We start from the raw sequence: 15,970 nt of genomic DNA on the forward strand, positions 1-15,970 counted from the left end.
CCGCCTCAGCGGCGCGCCCAAAACACCTTGAACATGCCGTCGCGCGCGACCTCGACGTGGCTGGAGAACGTGGCCGCCAGCACCTGCTCGTAAGGAAGCTGGCGATTGGCGACCATGACCAGCCGCCCTGCTGGCTTCAGCGACTTCGACGCCGCATGGATCATGTCGGCGCCGATGCCCGGTTCCGCCGCCCGGCCGCTGTGAAACGGCGGGTTCATGATGATTGCGTCATAGCGTCGTTCGACGGCTTCGGTCAGCAGATCGGTCCAGAAGAAACGTGGTCCTGGATCGGCGCGGACATTGATCCTGGCCGCTTCCAGGGCTTCGAAATCCGCTTCGTAGAGGTCGAGACCGGAGAGGCCCTTCGAGCGTTCCGCCACCTCTGCCGCCAGATAACCCCAGCCGGCGCAGAAATCGGCGATGTTGCCGCCGAGATTGTCGGGCAGGTGCGCGGCGAGCAACTTGGAGCCGGCGTCGATCCGATCAAACGAAAACATGCCAGGCGCGGTGCGGAAGCGTCCTTCGACGACGAGGTCGGGGTTGGCGGCGCGAAGCGCCCGGGCCGCGTCCATGCCGGCCCGGCGGAACCAGAAGGCGACGCCGTGATGTTTCGGCAGATGCGCCTCAAGCGACACCAGCGCATCGATGCGCTTGCGCAGGCTGTCGATGCCATCGTCCTTGCCACCGGCGACCACGATCAGCCCTCCCGGCACCACACGCTCGATGGCTTCCGCGATCCGCAGCTCGTTCTGGCCGCGATGCCGGCCGGCCAGCACCAGCGCCGCGTCGAAGCCGGAACCTTCCGCCCGCGGCGCGACCGTGTAGCCGGCCGCCTGCAGGGTTCGAAAATGCGGCCGGAAGCCCTGCACGAGATACAGCGCGGCGTCGAAGCCGGCAGGCAAACGAAAGCCGGGCTCGGCACCCAGGAACAGCACGTGAGCACCTTTTCGCGGCAAAGGGAGTGCCTCGGCCTCGAAGGGAAAAAACAGCGTCTTCAGCGGCTCTGAGGCCATTCACACAACTCTTCAAACAAAAACGGGCGCGACCTTGCGGCGCGCCCGTCTCGATTATCCCGAGCCTGTTCCATCCCGGTGAAACCGGGATGGGGCTCTATCTGTTTGTTTGAGCATGATCTTTTCCGAAAACCGGATTCCACTTTTCGGGATCATGCTCTGGTAGCGCCGATCAGGCGGCGTCTTCCTCGCCTTCCGGCTTCTTCTTCTCCTGGACGATTTCCTTGCCGGTCGCCTGGTCGACGACCTTCATCGACAGGCGGACCTTGCCGCGCTCGTCGAAGCCCATCAGCTTGACCCAAACCTTGTCGCCTTCCTTGACGACGTCGGAGGTCTTGGCGACGCGCTCATTGGCGAGCTGCGAGATGTGGACGAGGCCGTCGCGCGGGCCGAAGAAGTTGACGAAGGCGCCGAAGTCGGCCGTCTTGACGACGGTGCCCTCGTAGATCTCGCCGACTTCCGGCTCGGCGACGATGGTGTGAATCCACTTCTTCGCCGCCTCGATCTCCTTGGCGTTGGCCGAGGCGATCTTGACCGTGCCGTCGTCCTCGATGTTGATCTTGGCGCCGGTCTTCTCGACGATCTCGCGGATCACCTTGCCGCCGGAGCCGATGACGTCGCGGATCTTGTCGGTCGGGATGTGCATGACCTCGATGCGCGGCGCGAACTCGCCGAGCTCGGCGCGCGCGCCGGAGATCGCATGCGCCATCTCGCCGAGGATATGCAGGCGGCCGTCCTTGGCCTGGCCGAGCGCGATCCCCATGATCTCCTCGGTGATGCCATCGATCTTGATGTCCATCTGCAGCGAGGTGACGCCGTTGGCGGTGCCGGCGACCTTGAAGTCCATGTCGCCGAGATGGTCTTCGTCGCCGAGGATGTCGGAGAGCACAGCGAAGCGCTCGCCTTCCTTGATCAGGCCCATGGCGATGCCGGCCACCGGCTTGGCGATCGGCACGCCGGCATCCATCAGCGCCAGCGAGGTGCCGCAGACGGTCGCCATCGAGGACGAGCCGTTGGACTCGGTGATCTCCGAGACGACGCGCAGCGTGTAGGGGAACTGATCGGCCGACGGCAGCATCGGGCGGATCGCGCGCCAGGCAAGCTTGCCGTGGCCGATCTCGCGACGGCCCGGCGAGCCCATGCGGCCGGTTTCACCAACCGAATAGGGCGGGAAGTTGTAGTGAAGGAGGAACTTCTCCTTGTACATGCCGGTCAGCGAATCGACATACTGCTCGTCCTCGCCGGTGCCGAGCGTGGCGACGACCAGCGCCTGGGTCTCGCCGCGGGTGAACAGCGCAGAACCATGGGTGCGCGGCAGCACGCCGACCTCGGAGACGATCTTGCGAACGGTCTTCAGGTCGCGGCCGTCGATGCGCGAGCCGGTATCGAGGATGTTCCAGCGCACGACCTTGGCCTGGAGCTCCTTGAAGACGGTGCCGATCTGCTCGGAAGCGTACTTGGCTTCCTCGCCTTCGGCCGGCGCGAAGGCTGCCTTGACCTTCGCCTTGACGGCGTCGACGGCGGCGTAGCGCGACTGCTTGTCGGTGATCTTGTAGGCCTCGCGCAGCTCGTCGCCGACGATTTTCAGCATCTCGCCTTCGAGCTCGGAATAGTCCGGCGCAGTGAAGTCGCGCGGCTCCTTGGCGGCGACCTCGGCCAGCTTGATGATCGCGTCGATCACCGGCTGGAAACCCTTGTGGCCGAACACGACGGCGCCGAGCATCACGTCCTCGCTGAGCTCCTTGGCCTCGGATTCGACCATCAGAACGGCGTCGGCAGTGCCGGCGACGACGAGGTCGAGCTTCGATTCCTCCATCTCGTCGATATGCGGGTTGAGAACATACTCGCCGTTGATGTAGCCGACGCGGGCGCCGCCGATCGGGCCCATGAAGGGCACGCCGGAGAGCGTGAGCGCGGCCGAGGTGGCGACGATCGACAGGATGTCCGGATCGTTTTCAAGATCGTGCTGGACTACGGTGACGACGATCTGGGTGTCGTTCTTGTAGCCGTCGGCGAAGAGCGGGCGGATCGGGCGGTCGATCAGGCGGGAAACCAGCGTTTCCTTCTCGCTCGGACGGCCCTCGCGCTTGAAATAGCCGCCCGGGATCTTGCCGGCGGCGTAGGTCTTTTCCTGGTAGTTGACGGTGAGCGGGAAGAAGTCGAGGCCGGGCTTCGGCTCCTTCATCGAAACGACGGTGGCGAGAACCACGGTCTCGCCATAGGTGGCGAGCACCGCGCCGTCGGCCTGGCGGGCGATCTTGCCGGTTTCCAGGATGAGCGGACGGCCGCCCCATTCGATTTCCACTTTGTGATGATTGAACATATCTTGTCCTTCATATGCGGAAAGGGCCACGCCGTCTCAACGGTCGCGGATCATCCCTTCCCTGGCTTCCTTCGGGCAGCCACGGGCAAGACAACGGGAAGCTCGATAGGTCCGGCAACAGCCGAGCGAGCATCCTGCAATCCTGCCCCATGACCGTCCACGGGCGGTTCCGAGTTGCCCTCTGCACTCCCGGAACCGGGTCTGGCCGACCGGTTGGGCAGGCCTTGCGCATGACGCCGAAAACCCTTGTTTCCGGAACGCGCCATGCGCGAAATGCAAATTTCGATTTTCAGCATCGGAACACCGGACCATCCGATGCGCCAATGCGCGACCGGCGGGCCCTCCGCAGAGAGCCCGCCGGTCAATTCGTCAACGGCGCAGACCGAGCTTGTCGATCAGCGTCTGATAGCGCGCGTCGTCCTTGCGCTTGAGGTAATCAAGCAGGCTGCGGCGCTGGGAGACGAGAGCAAGCAGGCCACGGCGGGAATGGTTATCCTTCTTGTGGTCCTTGAAGTGCTCCGTCAGGTTCTTGATGCGCTCGGAAAGGATGGCAACCTGGACTTCCGGAGACCCGGTATCGCCCTTGGCGGTTGCGAATTCGGTCATCAATTCCTTCTTGCGATCGGCAGTAATCGACATCGTGTTTTTCCTTATCTGTTCGAGGAAACGGGACGCCCTCAGCCGGGATGTCGTCCAGCAGGGGCCGGTGCAAGCAACGCGTCAGGGCGCGAAGCTGCGGCGCATATAGTGCAATTTCCGGCAAAACACCAGCCCAATTGTCAAGCCGGCTTGTCGCAGGTCTTGTCGCAAAAACAGAGGGTTGCTTTGAGCTACAGCCACTTCTTCCATTTGAAGAAGGCGACGAGCCCGACAGCGACGACCAGCATGAACAACAGAGCCGCCGGATAGCCGTAGTAAGACTTCAGCTCCGGCATGTTCCAGGGCGAACTCTCCGGCTCGAAGTTCATGCCCCAGACACCGACGAGGAAAGTAAGCGGCATGAAGATCACCGAAACGATCGTCAGATAGGAAATCACGTCATTGGTGCGCGCCTGGGTCAGCGACAGGTGCATCTCGATCAGGCCGGTCAGCATATCGCGCTGGTTCTCGACCAGCTCGATCAGGCGCAGCGAATGGTCGAGCGTGTCGTTGAAGAATATCTTGGTCTCGGCCGTTACGAAGGGCACGTCGTTGCGGATCAGCGTCGCCAGCGCATCGCGCATCGGCCACAGCACGCCCTTCAGCACGTTGGCGTCGCGCCGCAACTCATGCAACTGCCGCATCTGATGCTTGTGCGGCGTGTTCAGCATCTGGTCCTCGATGCCGTCGACCTGTTCGCTCGCCGCCTCGATCGGCGGGAAATAGCTGTCGACGATGGCATCGATCAGCGCGTAGGCCAGATAGTCGGCGCCGCGTGAGCGCAGCCGGTTGGGCATGGCCGCCGCGATGCGCTTGCGCACCGGATCGAACGGGTCGCCCTCACGCTCCTGGAAGGTGACGACGAAGTTCTTGCCGAAAAACACCGCGATCTGCTCGTAGCGATGGGCCGTGACGTCGTCGATCATGCGCATGGCGACGAAGGCATGATCCTCGAAGAAATCCACCTTCGGCCGCTGACCGGCGTTGACGACATCCTCCAGGGCCAGCGGATGCAGGTTGAAGATCCGCCCGATCTCCTCGATCAGCGGGATGTTCGCAAGTCCCGTACAATCCAGCCAGACGACCGGCCAGCGGTCGCAGTGGGTGTTGAGATCGTCAATGCTGGCATTGTCGATGGTCTTGAATTTTTCGGGCGAGATCAGCGTCAGCCGAAGCTCGCTGCGCCGCGCCGCCGGATCGGCGATCAGCGTGCCCGGCGAAGCGCCGACCGGCGGGCGGCGGGTTTTCAGCGGCGCCCGTGTCCTGACGGTATCAGCCTTTGCCATGGGATCCTCGGGCGCAAACTCGAACCGAACTGGTCTTTGTTTCTTAGCAATTCCGGGCGGATAGCCGCTACGCACTTTTCCTGGAATTGCTGTAGCCGAGCACCGTCAACCGACAAAGACCCGCTTGGGCTTGAACATGCCCTGCTCGATGGCGCCGATGGCGACGAGCTTGCCGCGCGCGGTGGCGCATGCCTCCTCCGCCTCGACCGGCGCGTCGCGGCCGCGAATGATGACGGGATTGCCAAGGCGGATCTTCGTCGCCGCGTCGTCGCTGACCGCGACCTGCGGCAGGCAATCGAGCGCAACAGCGGTGTCGACCAGCAGCGCGTCGATGGCGCTGAAATCGACCGGCGCCTCGGCTTCGCCACCACCTTCATCGGTCTTGCCGCCGAAGCGCGCCGCTTCGAGCTCGGCGACGGTGACAAAATCGTCGGCTGTGAACGGCTCGACCTCGACGCGCCGGAGTTCGGCGATGTGGCCGAAGCAGCCCAGATCGCGGCCCATGTCGCGCGCCAGCGAGCGCACATAGGTGCCCTTGCCGCATTCGACCTCGAAGACGCTGCGCTCGCCACTGTGTTCCACGAGGTCGAGACGTCCGATCTCGATCTCGCGGGCGGGGATGTCGACCGTCTCACCGTCGCGGGCGAGGTCGTAGGCGCGCTCGCCGGCGATCTTGATGGCCGAGAATTGCGGCGGCGTCTGCATGATGACGCCGGTGTATTTCGGCAGCAGCGCTCTCACCTCGGCCTCGGCCGGGCGCCGGTCGGAGTTGTTCGTCACCGGGCCTTCGAGGTCGTCGGTCGAGCGTTCCTCGCCCCAGGCGACGGTGAAACGGTAGACCTTGGCGCCATCCTGCACATAAGGCACGGTCTTGGTTGCCTCGCCGAGCGCGATCGGCAGCATGCCGGAGGCCAGCGGATCGAGCGTGCCGGCATGGCCGGCCTTCTCCGCCTGGAACAGCCATTTGATCTTTGAGACCGCCTCGGTCGAACCCATGCCGACCGGCTTGTCCAGCACCACCCAGCCGGAAACCGGCCTGCCCTTTTTCTTGCCGCGCCGCGCCACTTATTCCTCGTCCTTGTCGTTGTTGTCGCGGTCATCAGGGCCGAGATCGCGCGCGACCTCCGGCGACTTCAGCAACTCGTTGATCCTGGCGAAATTGTCGAAGGACGTATCGAGCCGGAAGCGAAACTCCGGCATGTACTTCATCTGCCTCAGCGCACCGGAGACGCGGCCACGGATGAATTTCGCGTGCTTGTTGAGCGCCTCGACCACGGCACCGGCCTCGCCGACGCCGAGTGGCGAGACGAAAGCGGTGGCGATCTTGAGGTCGGGCGACATGCGCACCTCGGAGACCGAGACGACGGTGTTCTCGATCACCGGGTCGATGATCTCGCCGCGCTGCAAGGTTTCGGAGAGCGCATGGCGCACCTGCTCGCCAACGCGCAGCATGCGCTGGGAGGGGCCTGATGGTGTCGAACGGGACATTTTCTTCGGTCCTGAAATCGTGAAGCGCGGGATGGGACCGCGCCGCATGTCTCAATGTGCATGAGGGGCTGGGCGGCAGCCTTTCGGCCGCCGCCCGGGTCATTTCGGCAAGTATATCCGAATTTAGAGCGTCCTGCTCACCATCTCGACGCGGAAGCACTCGATGGTGTCGCCGACGCGCATGTCCTCGTAGTTCTGGAAGGCCATGCCGCATTCCTGGCCGCCCGGCACTTCCGAAACCTCGTCCTTGAAGCGCTTGAGCGTCTTCAGCGTGCCCTCGTGGATGACGACGTTGTCGCGGATCAGGCGGACACCGGCGCCACGCTCGACCTTGCCTTCGGTGACGCGGCAGCCGGCGATCTTGCCGACCTTCGAGATGTCGAAGATCTCGAGGATCTCGGCATTGCCGATGAAGGTCTCGCGCCGCTCCGGCGAAAGCATGCCGGAAAGCGCCGCCTTCACGTCGTCGACGAGGTTGTAGATGATCGAGTAGTAGCGGATCTCTATACCGGCAGCGGCTGCGGCCGTACGCGCCTGCGCATTGGCGCGGACGTTGAAGCCGATGATCGCCGCACCCGAGGTCTCGGCGAGCGAGACGTCGCTTTCGGTAATGCCGCCGGCGCCCGAATGGACGATCCGCGCCCGCACCTCGTCGTTGCCGAGCTTTTCGAGCGCGGCGTTGATCGCCTCGATCGAGCCCTGCACGTCGCCCTTGATGACCAGCGGGAATTCCTTGAGCCCGCTCGTCTGCAACTGCGACATCATCTGCTCGAGCGAGCCGCGCTGGCCGGCGTGCTTGGCCACGGCCTTCTCGCGCGCCAGGCGCTGACGGTATTCGGTGATCTCACGCGCCCGCGCCTCGTTGTTGACGACGGCGAAGCGGTCGCCCGCCTGCGGCGTGCCCTGGAGGCCGAGCACCTCGACCGGCATTGCCGGCGGCGCTTCCGGCACATGCTCGCCGCGGTCGTTGACGAGCGCGCGAACACGGCCCCACTCGTTGCCGGCGACCAGGATGTCGCCGGGCATCAGGGTGCCGGTCTGCACCAGCACGGTGGCGACGGGACCGCGGCCCTTGTCCAGCTTGGCTTCGATGACGGCGCCTTCGGCGGTGCGGTCCGGATTGGCCTTCAGGTCGAGGATTTCGGCCTGCAGCAGGATCGCCTCGAGCAGCCTGTCGATGTTGGTGCCCTTGGTCGCCGACACTTCGACGTCCAACACCTCGCCGCCCATCGATTCGACGAACACCTCGTGGCGCAAGAGTTCCGCGCGCACCTTCTGGGGGTCGGCGTCGCGCTTGTCGATCTTGTTGATCGCCACGATGATCGGCACGCCGGCCGCCTTGGCGTGATTGATCGATTCGATCGTCTGCGGCATCACGCTGTCGTCGGCCGCCACCACCAGCACGGCGATGTCGGTCACCTGGGCGCCGCGGGCGCGCATCGCCGTGAAGGCGGCGTGGCCGGGCGTGTCGATGAAGGTGATCTTCTGACCGTTCTTCTCGACCTGGTAGGCGCCGATGTGCTGGGTAATGCCGCCGGCCTCGCCGGAGACGACATTGGCGTTGCGGATGGCGTCGAGCAGCGAGGTCTTGCCGTGGTCGACATGGCCCATGATCGTCACCACGGGCGGACGCGACACCAGATCCTCGGTACGGTCGGCGATGTTGAACAGGCCTTCCTCGATGTCGGACTCGGCGACGCGGCGAACCGTGTGGCCGAATTCGGAGGCGACCAGCTCGGCCGTATCGGCGTCGATGACGTCGCCCGGCTTCAGGATCTGGCCCTGCTTCATGAAGAACTTGACCACGTCGACGGCGCGCTCGGACATGCGCTGCGCCAATTCCTGGATGGTGATGGTTTCGGGCAGGATCACTTCGCGCATGACTTTCTCGCGCGGCTCGTTGTGCATCGCGCGCTTGAATTTTTCCTGGCGGCGGCGCATCGACGACAGCGAACGCCCGCGTGCATCTTCATCCGACAGCGCGGTGTTCAGCGTCAGCTTGCCGCGGCGGCGGTCTTCCTCGCCCTTGGTGGGCTTGGCCGGCCGCGCGACTTCCGGCGTGGCCGGACGGCGCACAGGCGTTCCGGCGCCGGCGCCACCAGGGCGCCGCGGCTTGACCTCCTCCTCCTCGTCGACCGTCGCCAGCTCGGCGGCTTGCGGGGCGCGGCGGCGGGCTTCTTCCTCGGCGCGGCGGCGGGACTCGGCCTCGGTCTGCAGACGGGCCTCTTCTTCGGCCTGACGGCGGGCGGATTCCTCACGCTCGCGCTTGCGGCGCTCTTCTTCCTCGGCGCGGCGCTTGCTCTCTTCCTGGGCGCGCTGGCGATCCTCGACCTCTCGGGCCTTGGAGCCTTCGAGCGCCCTGCGGCGCGCTTCCATCTCGCCGCGCGACAATTCGTTCAGCACCATGCCGGAGCGTTCCGGCGGCGGCGCCTTCGGCGCTTCCTGCACGGCTGGCGCAGGTGCCGCGGCTGCGGGCTTCGGCGTGAAGACGGACGGCGCCACAGGCTCCGGCTTGTCGCCGGGCAGCGAGAACTTGCGCTTCTTGGTCTCGACCACGACCGACTTGGTGCGGCCGTGCGAGAAATTCTGGCGCACGGTGCCCTGCTCAAGGCCGGGGCGCTTCAGCGTCAAGGTCTTCTTCGGCGTAACGCTCAACGTCTTGTCGTCGCCCGATTTCGTATCGCTCATTCCATATCCTCTGCGGCATCATCTTCGTCAGCAACGGCCGCAAGCATTGCCAAATCGTCCGGGGTTCCGCCCCGATACCGGTCGAGCGCAACCATGCGCTTCTCAACCGCCTTACCCGCGTCCTGCGCGAGGACGGCAGCATGTATCACATTTGTACCCCCCAATGCCAAGCTCAACTCGGCCTCGGGGAAAAGTTTGTAGGCAAGGATGGCGGGGCCGCCGAGGTGGACGGTTGCCCGCCGCGCCTGAGTGATCTTGCGGACGCCATCGTCCGAGGCTTCGGTCGCGTGCAGCACAAACAGCGCCTGCCCGTCGCGCACGGCAGCCTCTACCTTGGCGGCGCCGAGAACGACCGCTCCGGCCTTGCGAGCAAGACCCAGCATGCCCAGAGCGGATCTGGAAAGCAGCCCGTCGACCATATCGCCGAGATTGGCGGGAACCGCGACCTGCGCCTTGAAGGCACGGGCAAACAGGTTCTTAGCCGCTGCCTTGTCGATATGTAGGCGATCAGCGGTGACCCAGCAACCGCGGCCGGGCAGATTTCTCTTGATGTCCGGGACGACGGCCGAATCCGGGCCGACGACGAAGCGGATCAGTTCATCCGCTTCGGCCTGCCTGCGCGTGACGATGCAGGTACGATCGTTCATCTCGTCCACGGACCCTGCGATTGGTAGTCACCTCACGCACCGACGGTTTCGCCGGCCGCGGGTTCTTCAGCGGCCAGTTCTTCCTCGGAAATCCAACCGGCCTTCCTGCGAGCGGCCAGCACCATCTCTTCGGCATCGGCGCGCGAGACGCCGTGATCGGCGAGCACGCCGGGATAAACCTTGGTCTCGCCGTCCTTGCGCTCCTTCCAGCCGATCAGGTCATCGGCGGCATAGCCGGCGAAGTCCTCGATCGTCTTCACGCCGTCCTCTCCAAGCGTCACCATCATGGCCGTGGTGATGCCGGGGATCTCGCGCAGCTCGTCCTTGACGCCGAGCGCCTTGCGCTTCTCGTCATGCTCGGCCTCGATCTTCTCCAGATATTCGCGGGCGCGCGACTGGATTTCCGAGGCGGTGTCCTCATCGAAGCCGTCGATCGAGGAGATTTCGCCCGAATCGACATAGGCAACTTCCTCGACGCTGGTGAAGCCTTCGGAGGCAAGCACCTGGCCGACCATCTCGTCGACGTCGAGGGCCTCCATGAAGAGGGCCGAGCGCTCGACGAATTCCTTCTGGCGACGCTCGCTCTCTTCCTGCTCGGTCAGGATGTCGATGTCCCAGCCGGTGAGCTGCGAGGCAAGGCGCACATTCTGGCCGCGGCGGCCGATGGCCAGCGACAGCTGGTCGTCCGGCACCACCACCTCGATGCGCTCGGCATCCTCGTCGAGCACCACCTTGGCGACTTCCGCCGGCTGCAGCGCATTGACGATGAAGGAGGCGGCCGAAGGCGACCACGGAATGATATCGATCTTCTCGCCCTGCAATTCGCCGACCACCGCCTGGACGCGGCTGCCGCGCATGCCGACGCAGGCGCCGACCGGATCGATCGAGGAGTCGCGCGAGATGACCGCGATCTTGGCGCGCGAGCCCGGATCGCGGGCGACCGACTTGATCTCGATGATGCCGTCGTAGATTTCCGGCACTTCCATGGTGAAGAGCTTGGCCATGAACTGCGGATGCGTGCGCGACAGGAATATCTGCGGACCGCGCTGCTCGCGGCGCACGTCATAGACATAGGCGCGGACGCGGTCGCCATACTTGTAGTTCTCGCGCGGGATCAGCTCGTCGCGGCGGATGATCGCCTCGCCGCGGCCGAGATCGACGATGACGTTGCCGTATTCGACGCGCTTGACGGTGCCGTTGACGATCTCGCCGATACGGTCCTTGTACTCGTCATACTGACGATCGCGCTCGGCCTCGCGCACCTTCTGGACGATGACCTGCTTGGCCGACTGGGCGGCGATGCGGCCGAAATCCATCGGCGGCAGCTGTTCGGCGATGAAATCGCCAAGCTGGGCGTCGGGGTTGCGCTCGCGCGCCGTGGAAAGAGCGATCTGCGTCGCGTAGTCCTCGACCTTCTCGACCACTTCCATGAGGCGCTGCAGCTTCATCTCGCCCGTGTTGGGGTTGATGTCGGCGCGGATGTTGGTTTCCTGACCGTAACGCGAACGCGCCGCCTTCTGGATCGCATCGGCCATGGCGGCGATGACGATCTGCTTGTCGATCGACTTTTCACGCGCGACCGCATCGGCGATCTGCAGCAGTTCAAGCCTGTTGGCGCTTACAACCATTGTCTTTCTCCCGACTTCGCCCCGGGCACGCGGCCCGAAGGTCAATCAACTTTCCTGTTCGGTTTCGTTTTCTTCGCCGGCGGCGGCATCTTCCGCTTCGCCCCGGCGTTTCTTCGCTTCCTTGCGGGCCCTGTTGTCCTTCGACAGGGCCTCGCGGATCAAATCGTCGGTCAGCACCAGCCGCGCCTCGGCAATCGCGTCATAAGGCACGCGCACCGTCGGCTCTTCGCCATAGGCCGCCTTGTCGCGCTCCAGCAGGAAGCCGTCGGCATCCGCCTCGGCGATCTTGCCCTTGAAGCGCTTGCGGTCGCCGATGAGGACCGAGGTCTCCATCTTGACCAAGTGGCCGGTCCAGGCGGCGAAATCCGATTTGCGCACCAGCGGCCGGTCGATGCCCGGCGACGACACTTCGAGATGATACGCCTTTTCGATCGGATCTTCGACATCGAGCGCCGGCGACACCGCGCGGCTGACCTCTTCGCAATCCTCGACGGTCATGGTGCCGTCCTCGCGCTCGGCCATGATCTGTAGCGTCAGCCCGTTCTGCCCCGTCAGTTGCACCCGAACAAGGCGGAAGCCGATGGCCTTGAGCACCGGCTGCACGATCATCGCAATGCGCGCATCGATACCGCTTTCGCGGATGATACGGTCGTCGGCTTCGCTTGCCGCTGCGGTCATAAGATTCCTGTCGCTTCGTCGCTCCGGCCGGCAGGTAACAAAAAAGAGCGGGACCGGGAGGACCCACTCTTCGTCATACCGACCAAGAATTTGATGCTGATATAGACGATCCCGGCCGGCGTTTCAAGCCTGACCGTGCCGCCGTTACATCTAGAGCTGGCGCGGCCATTTGATCCTTCACTGCAACAAGCCATGATCCGGCGATTGAACGTGGGGGCAATGCACGTCGAGCATGGCGGCCATGCGTCGCCGCCCCTGTAAGTGCTGACCGGCCATACCCATCTATGTTGCATTGCAATAAGGAAAGGTCGCGCGCGGTGGCGCGCGAAAGGTATTTATCATGGACCGTGGATTGTTTTTCGTGATTGGCGATTTTCTCGGCACGTTCGGCAGCGCGGCTGCCGCATCGCGCGCCGTCGAGGCCGGCCGTAAGCCGCGCCGCAGCGACCTGAAGAAACTCGGCATCGACCCGACCGCCTTCGACAAGCTCGGCCGTTTCTAAGCCGCCTACGGGAGCCAGCAAGGTGTGGGCTGCCTGGCTGTCGCCATCCCGCCGGACGGCACCGCAGCACCTTACTTCTGGGCTTCCACGAGCGATGCGGCAATTGTTGCGATCGGACGAAACAAGACAAATGGATCGTCCTTCGTTGGGAGAAATCCCCGCCGCCGCCAGAATTGCACAGCGTCCTCATCGATCGCATTGACCATGAGCGCACGCCCTCCAATCAGTCCCGCTGCCTGGACGCAGCGCTGAAGGGCATGTTTCACCAAGCCGGTGCCGATGCCGCGCCCAGCCCATCCGGTATCGGTCGCAAGCTGGCCGAGGAGCAGACAAGGCACGGGATCCGGCGGTTGCCCCGTGCGGATCGACCGGGGCAAGATCGACGGCACGACGGCCGTGGGCGCCAAACCATAGTATCCGACCACGCGGCTGGCTTCATGGACAACGATAACGGCCGTAAAGCCCTTCTCCTGATTGGAGAGCGCGCGCGTTCTCAGCCAGTGATCAAGTGTCGGTTTCCCGCAGGAAAATCCGGAAACGTCGTGGGCTGCGGTAAGCGGTTCGGGAGCCGATAAGGCCACGGCTTAGCGCTTCGTTGTGTAACCAGCTTCCCAGGGTGCGGGCCGCTTTGCCAATTCCACCAAATCGGGGACTGGGGCGGCCGGAGCCGACAGGACCTCCATAAATTCCGCGAACCCTTCCGGGCTCATGCGGACAAGGCGGTTGTTCATCAGCACATCCTCGGCCGCGCGTACGGCGGCATCGCGCACGAAGTCCGTACGGGACCGACCGCGGAGAGTGGCGGCACGGTCAATCATCGCCACGTCCGCTTCCGGCAGGCGCATCGAGATCGGGTATTCCTTACGTTCGACCGTGGCGGCCATAATGCATCTCCTGGCCGGCAACATAGCGATTTGTAGCGCTATATGCAATACAATACAGCAGGTCGACCCATCGCCTTCGAAGATCACCGCTTCCGAGCGACCTGATTACCGGCACTTTGAAGCTTCGATATCTTCGAGCTTATTTCCGGACAAAGGTCAGATAGGCAGGCCGCCTTCCCTCGCGGATGGCCTTGGCTTCATAGCGCGTGCCGGGCCAACCCTCATAGGGCCGGTGCCAGTCGGCAGACTCGCTCGCCTGCCAGGCGAAGGCGCCGTGGGCGCGGCAGTTAAGCAGCGTCCAGTTCACATAGCTGTCGATATCGGAGGCGAAGCGGAACCTGCCGCCCGCCTTCAGCACCCGGGCGAACCGGTCGAGATTGGCCGGGCTGACGAAGCGCCGCTTCCAGTGCTTCTTCTTCGGCCAGGGATCGGGATAAAGCAGGTCGATGCCGTCGAGCGAAGCCGGTGGCAGCCAGTCGAGCAGGCGTGTGGCGTCGTCGTCATAGACTCTCAGATTGGCGAGCGGGCCCTTGTCGAGCGCCGTCATCATCTTGGCCATGCCGTTGACGAAGGGCTCGACGCCGATGAAGCCGGTCGCCGGCGCTTCCGTCGCGCGATGCAAGAGATGCTCGCCGCCGCCGAAGCCGATCTCAAGCTGAAGTGCGGAAACCTTCGCCTCGAACAGCGTCTTGAGATCCGCCGGCGCCTCGGCCGTCAGGTCGAGCCCGTAGGCGCGCAGGCCACTTTCAAGCGCCGCGGCCTGCTGCGGGCGAATGGCCTTGCCGTGCCGACGGCCGAAGAAAGCTTCGGTCGCGCGGCTCGGCCTGTCGTTTGGCTCCATGGATACGCTTGGCGACGCCGTCAGGCGGCAATCGCATCGGCAACCGCGTCCTTGAGTGCCTTGGCGAGATCGGTCTTCTCCCAGGAGAAGGAACCGTCGCGGCCGGCCTTGCGGCCGAAATGGCCATAGGACGAGGTCTTGGCGTAGATCGGCTTATTGAGGTCGAGGTGACGGCGGATGCCGGACGGCGACAGGTCCATCACCTGGCGCAGCGCCTCCTCGAGCCTGGCCTCGTCGACCTTGCCGGTGCCGTGCAGGTCGACATAGACCGACAGCGGCTGGGCAACGCCGATGGCGTAGGAAAGCTGGATGGTGCAGCGGTCGGCGAGCTTGGCCGCCACCACGTTCTTGGCGAGATAGCGCGCCGCATAGGCGGCCGAACGGTCGACCTTGGTGGTGTCCTTGCCGGAGAAGGCGCCGCCGCCATGGGGTGCTGCGCCGCCATAGGTATCGACGATGATCTTGCGGCCGGTGAGGCCGGCATCGCCGTCGGGCCCGCCGATGACAAACTTGCCGGTCGGGTTGATGTACCAGTTGCAGTCTTCGGCGACCTTGAGATCGCCAAGCGCCTCGATGATGTAGGGCTCGACGACCTTGCGGACCTTCTTGGAATCCCAGCTCGAATCGAGATGCTGGGTCGAAAGCACGATCTGCGTCACTTCCGCCGCCTTGCCGTCGGCATAGCGTACGGTGACCTGGCTCTTGGCATCCGGGCCGAGCTTGCCGGCCTCGCCATTGCCTTCATGGCGCGCGGCGGCAAGCAATTCGAGGATCTTGTGGCTGTAATAGATCGGCGCCGGCATCAGGTCCGGCGTCTCGCGGCAGGCGTAACCAAACATGATGCCCTGGTCGCCGGCACCTTCCTCGCCCTGGCGGTCCGCGGCATTGTCGACGCCCTGGCCGATGTCGGGCGACTGGCCGTGCAGCAGCACCTCGATCTTGGCCGTCCTCCAGTGGAAGCCCGCCTGTTCGTAGCCGATCTCGCGGATCGCCTTGCGGGCGACCGACTTGAACTTGGTCGGATTGACGACCGGGTGGCCCGACGCATCCTTGAGGACGTTGCCGGCCTTGTCCTTCTTCAGCAGCGTGTCGGGAACCCTGACCTCGCCGGCGATGACGACGCGGTTGGTCGTGGCCAGCGTCTCGCAGGCAACGCGCACCTTCCACGGGTCCATGCCCGTCTTCTTGGCCTCGCGATAGACGAGATCGACGATCTCGTCGGAGATACGGTCACAGACTTTGTCGGGATGGCCCTCGGAGACGGATTCCGAGGTGAAGAGATAGTTCTGCCGCGTCACGGGTGTCCCCTCTTGAAAAAAGATCGGCAGGGCTGCCGATTTTTGGCGCGCCACG

Annotated in this window: 15 protein-coding genes; 1 reads left to right on the plus strand and 14 read right to left on the minus strand. The window is 64.4% G+C overall.

All coding sequences use genetic code 11. The features are described 5' to 3' along the window. Positions 1-5: 5 nt before the first annotated feature. The 10 genes from EJ071_RS00535 to rimP form a co-directional block, all read right to left on the minus strand. Complete coding sequence (locus tag EJ071_RS00535) at positions 6-1,013, minus strand: class I SAM-dependent methyltransferase (protein WP_126096326.1); 1,008 nt, start codon at positions 1,011-1,013, stop codon at positions 6-8. A 172-nt stretch (positions 1,014-1,185) separates the two neighbouring features. After that, positions 1,186-3,336 (minus strand): polyribonucleotide nucleotidyltransferase, encoded by a 2,151-nt coding sequence (pnp, locus tag EJ071_RS00540; RefSeq protein ID WP_126096327.1) that lies wholly within the window; start codon positions 3,334-3,336, stop codon positions 1,186-1,188. Positions 3,337-3,705: 369 nt separating this feature from the next. Continuing rightward, positions 3,706-4,017: a 30S ribosomal protein S15 gene (gene rpsO / locus EJ071_RS00545; protein WP_277816125.1), complete on the minus strand. Its 312-nt coding sequence runs from the start codon at positions 4,015-4,017 to the stop codon at positions 3,706-3,708. A 149-nt stretch (positions 4,018-4,166) separates the two neighbouring features. After that, positions 4,167-5,261: a magnesium/cobalt transporter CorA gene (gene corA, locus EJ071_RS00550; RefSeq protein ID WP_126096328.1), complete on the minus strand. Its 1,095-nt coding sequence runs from the start codon at positions 5,259-5,261 to the stop codon at positions 4,167-4,169. A gap of 105 nt (positions 5,262-5,366) precedes the next feature. After that, positions 5,367-6,326 carry a tRNA pseudouridine(55) synthase TruB gene (gene truB / locus EJ071_RS00555; RefSeq protein ID WP_126096329.1) on the minus strand — a complete coding sequence of 320 codons (960 nt, stop codon included), beginning with the start codon at positions 6,324-6,326 and terminating at the stop codon, positions 5,367-5,369. After that, complete coding sequence (rbfA, locus tag EJ071_RS00560; protein ID WP_126096330.1) at positions 6,327-6,749, minus strand: 30S ribosome-binding factor RbfA; 423 nt, start codon at positions 6,747-6,749, stop codon at positions 6,327-6,329. A gap of 123 nt (positions 6,750-6,872) precedes the next feature. Continuing rightward, the gene (gene infB, locus EJ071_RS00565) at positions 6,873-9,437 is read right to left on the minus strand and encodes a translation initiation factor IF-2 (RefSeq protein ID WP_126096331.1); all 2,565 of its coding nucleotides are present in this window, start codon (positions 9,435-9,437) and stop codon (positions 6,873-6,875) included. Then, the gene (locus tag EJ071_RS00570; RefSeq protein ID WP_126102430.1) at positions 9,434-10,084 is read right to left on the minus strand and encodes an RNA-binding protein; all 651 of its coding nucleotides are present in this window, start codon (positions 10,082-10,084) and stop codon (positions 9,434-9,436) included. Before EJ071_RS00570 ends, infB begins: the two co-directional genes overlap by 4 nt. A gap of 32 nt (positions 10,085-10,116) precedes the next feature. Continuing rightward, on the minus strand, positions 10,117-11,712 hold the full coding sequence (gene nusA / locus EJ071_RS00575; protein WP_126096332.1) for a transcription termination factor NusA: 1,596 nt from the start codon (positions 11,710-11,712) through the stop codon (positions 10,117-10,119). Between the two features lie 45 nt (positions 11,713-11,757). Then, the gene (rimP, locus tag EJ071_RS00580; RefSeq protein ID WP_126096333.1) at positions 11,758-12,390 is read right to left on the minus strand and encodes a ribosome maturation factor RimP; all 633 of its coding nucleotides are present in this window, start codon (positions 12,388-12,390) and stop codon (positions 11,758-11,760) included. 352 nt (positions 12,391-12,742) lie between these two features. Here rimP and EJ071_RS38310 point away from each other — a divergent pair, with 352 nt between their 5' ends. Next, positions 12,743-12,892: a hypothetical protein gene (locus EJ071_RS38310; RefSeq protein WP_189521391.1), complete on the plus strand. Its 150-nt coding sequence runs from the start codon at positions 12,743-12,745 to the stop codon at positions 12,890-12,892. Positions 12,893-12,963: 71 nt separating this feature from the next. Here the strand turns inward: EJ071_RS38310 and EJ071_RS00585 are convergent, their stop codons facing one another. The 4 genes from EJ071_RS00585 to metK all read right to left on the minus strand — a co-directional run bounded on the left by EJ071_RS00585 (position 12,964) and on the right by metK (position 15,915). Further along, positions 12,964-13,473 carry a GNAT family N-acetyltransferase gene (locus EJ071_RS00585; protein ID WP_126096334.1) on the minus strand — a complete coding sequence of 170 codons (510 nt, stop codon included), beginning with the start codon at positions 13,471-13,473 and terminating at the stop codon, positions 12,964-12,966. A gap of 3 nt (positions 13,474-13,476) precedes the next feature. Further along, the gene (locus EJ071_RS00590) at positions 13,477-13,776 is read right to left on the minus strand and encodes a DUF1778 domain-containing protein (protein ID WP_126096335.1); all 300 of its coding nucleotides are present in this window, start codon (positions 13,774-13,776) and stop codon (positions 13,477-13,479) included. Between the two features lie 139 nt (positions 13,777-13,915). Continuing rightward, the gene (locus EJ071_RS00595; RefSeq protein WP_126096336.1) at positions 13,916-14,617 is read right to left on the minus strand and encodes a tRNA (guanosine(46)-N(7))-methyltransferase TrmB; all 702 of its coding nucleotides are present in this window, start codon (positions 14,615-14,617) and stop codon (positions 13,916-13,918) included. A gap of 20 nt (positions 14,618-14,637) precedes the next feature. Further along, a complete protein-coding gene (metK, locus tag EJ071_RS00600; protein WP_126096337.1) occupies positions 14,638-15,915 on the minus strand; it encodes a methionine adenosyltransferase in 1,278 nt (425 codons plus the stop codon). Positions 15,916-15,970 lie beyond the last annotated feature (55 nt).

Source organism: Mesorhizobium sp. M1B.F.Ca.ET.045.04.1.1 (genome assembly GCF_003952465.1).
Classification (GTDB): domain Bacteria; phylum Pseudomonadota; class Alphaproteobacteria; order Rhizobiales; family Rhizobiaceae; genus Mesorhizobium; species Mesorhizobium shonense.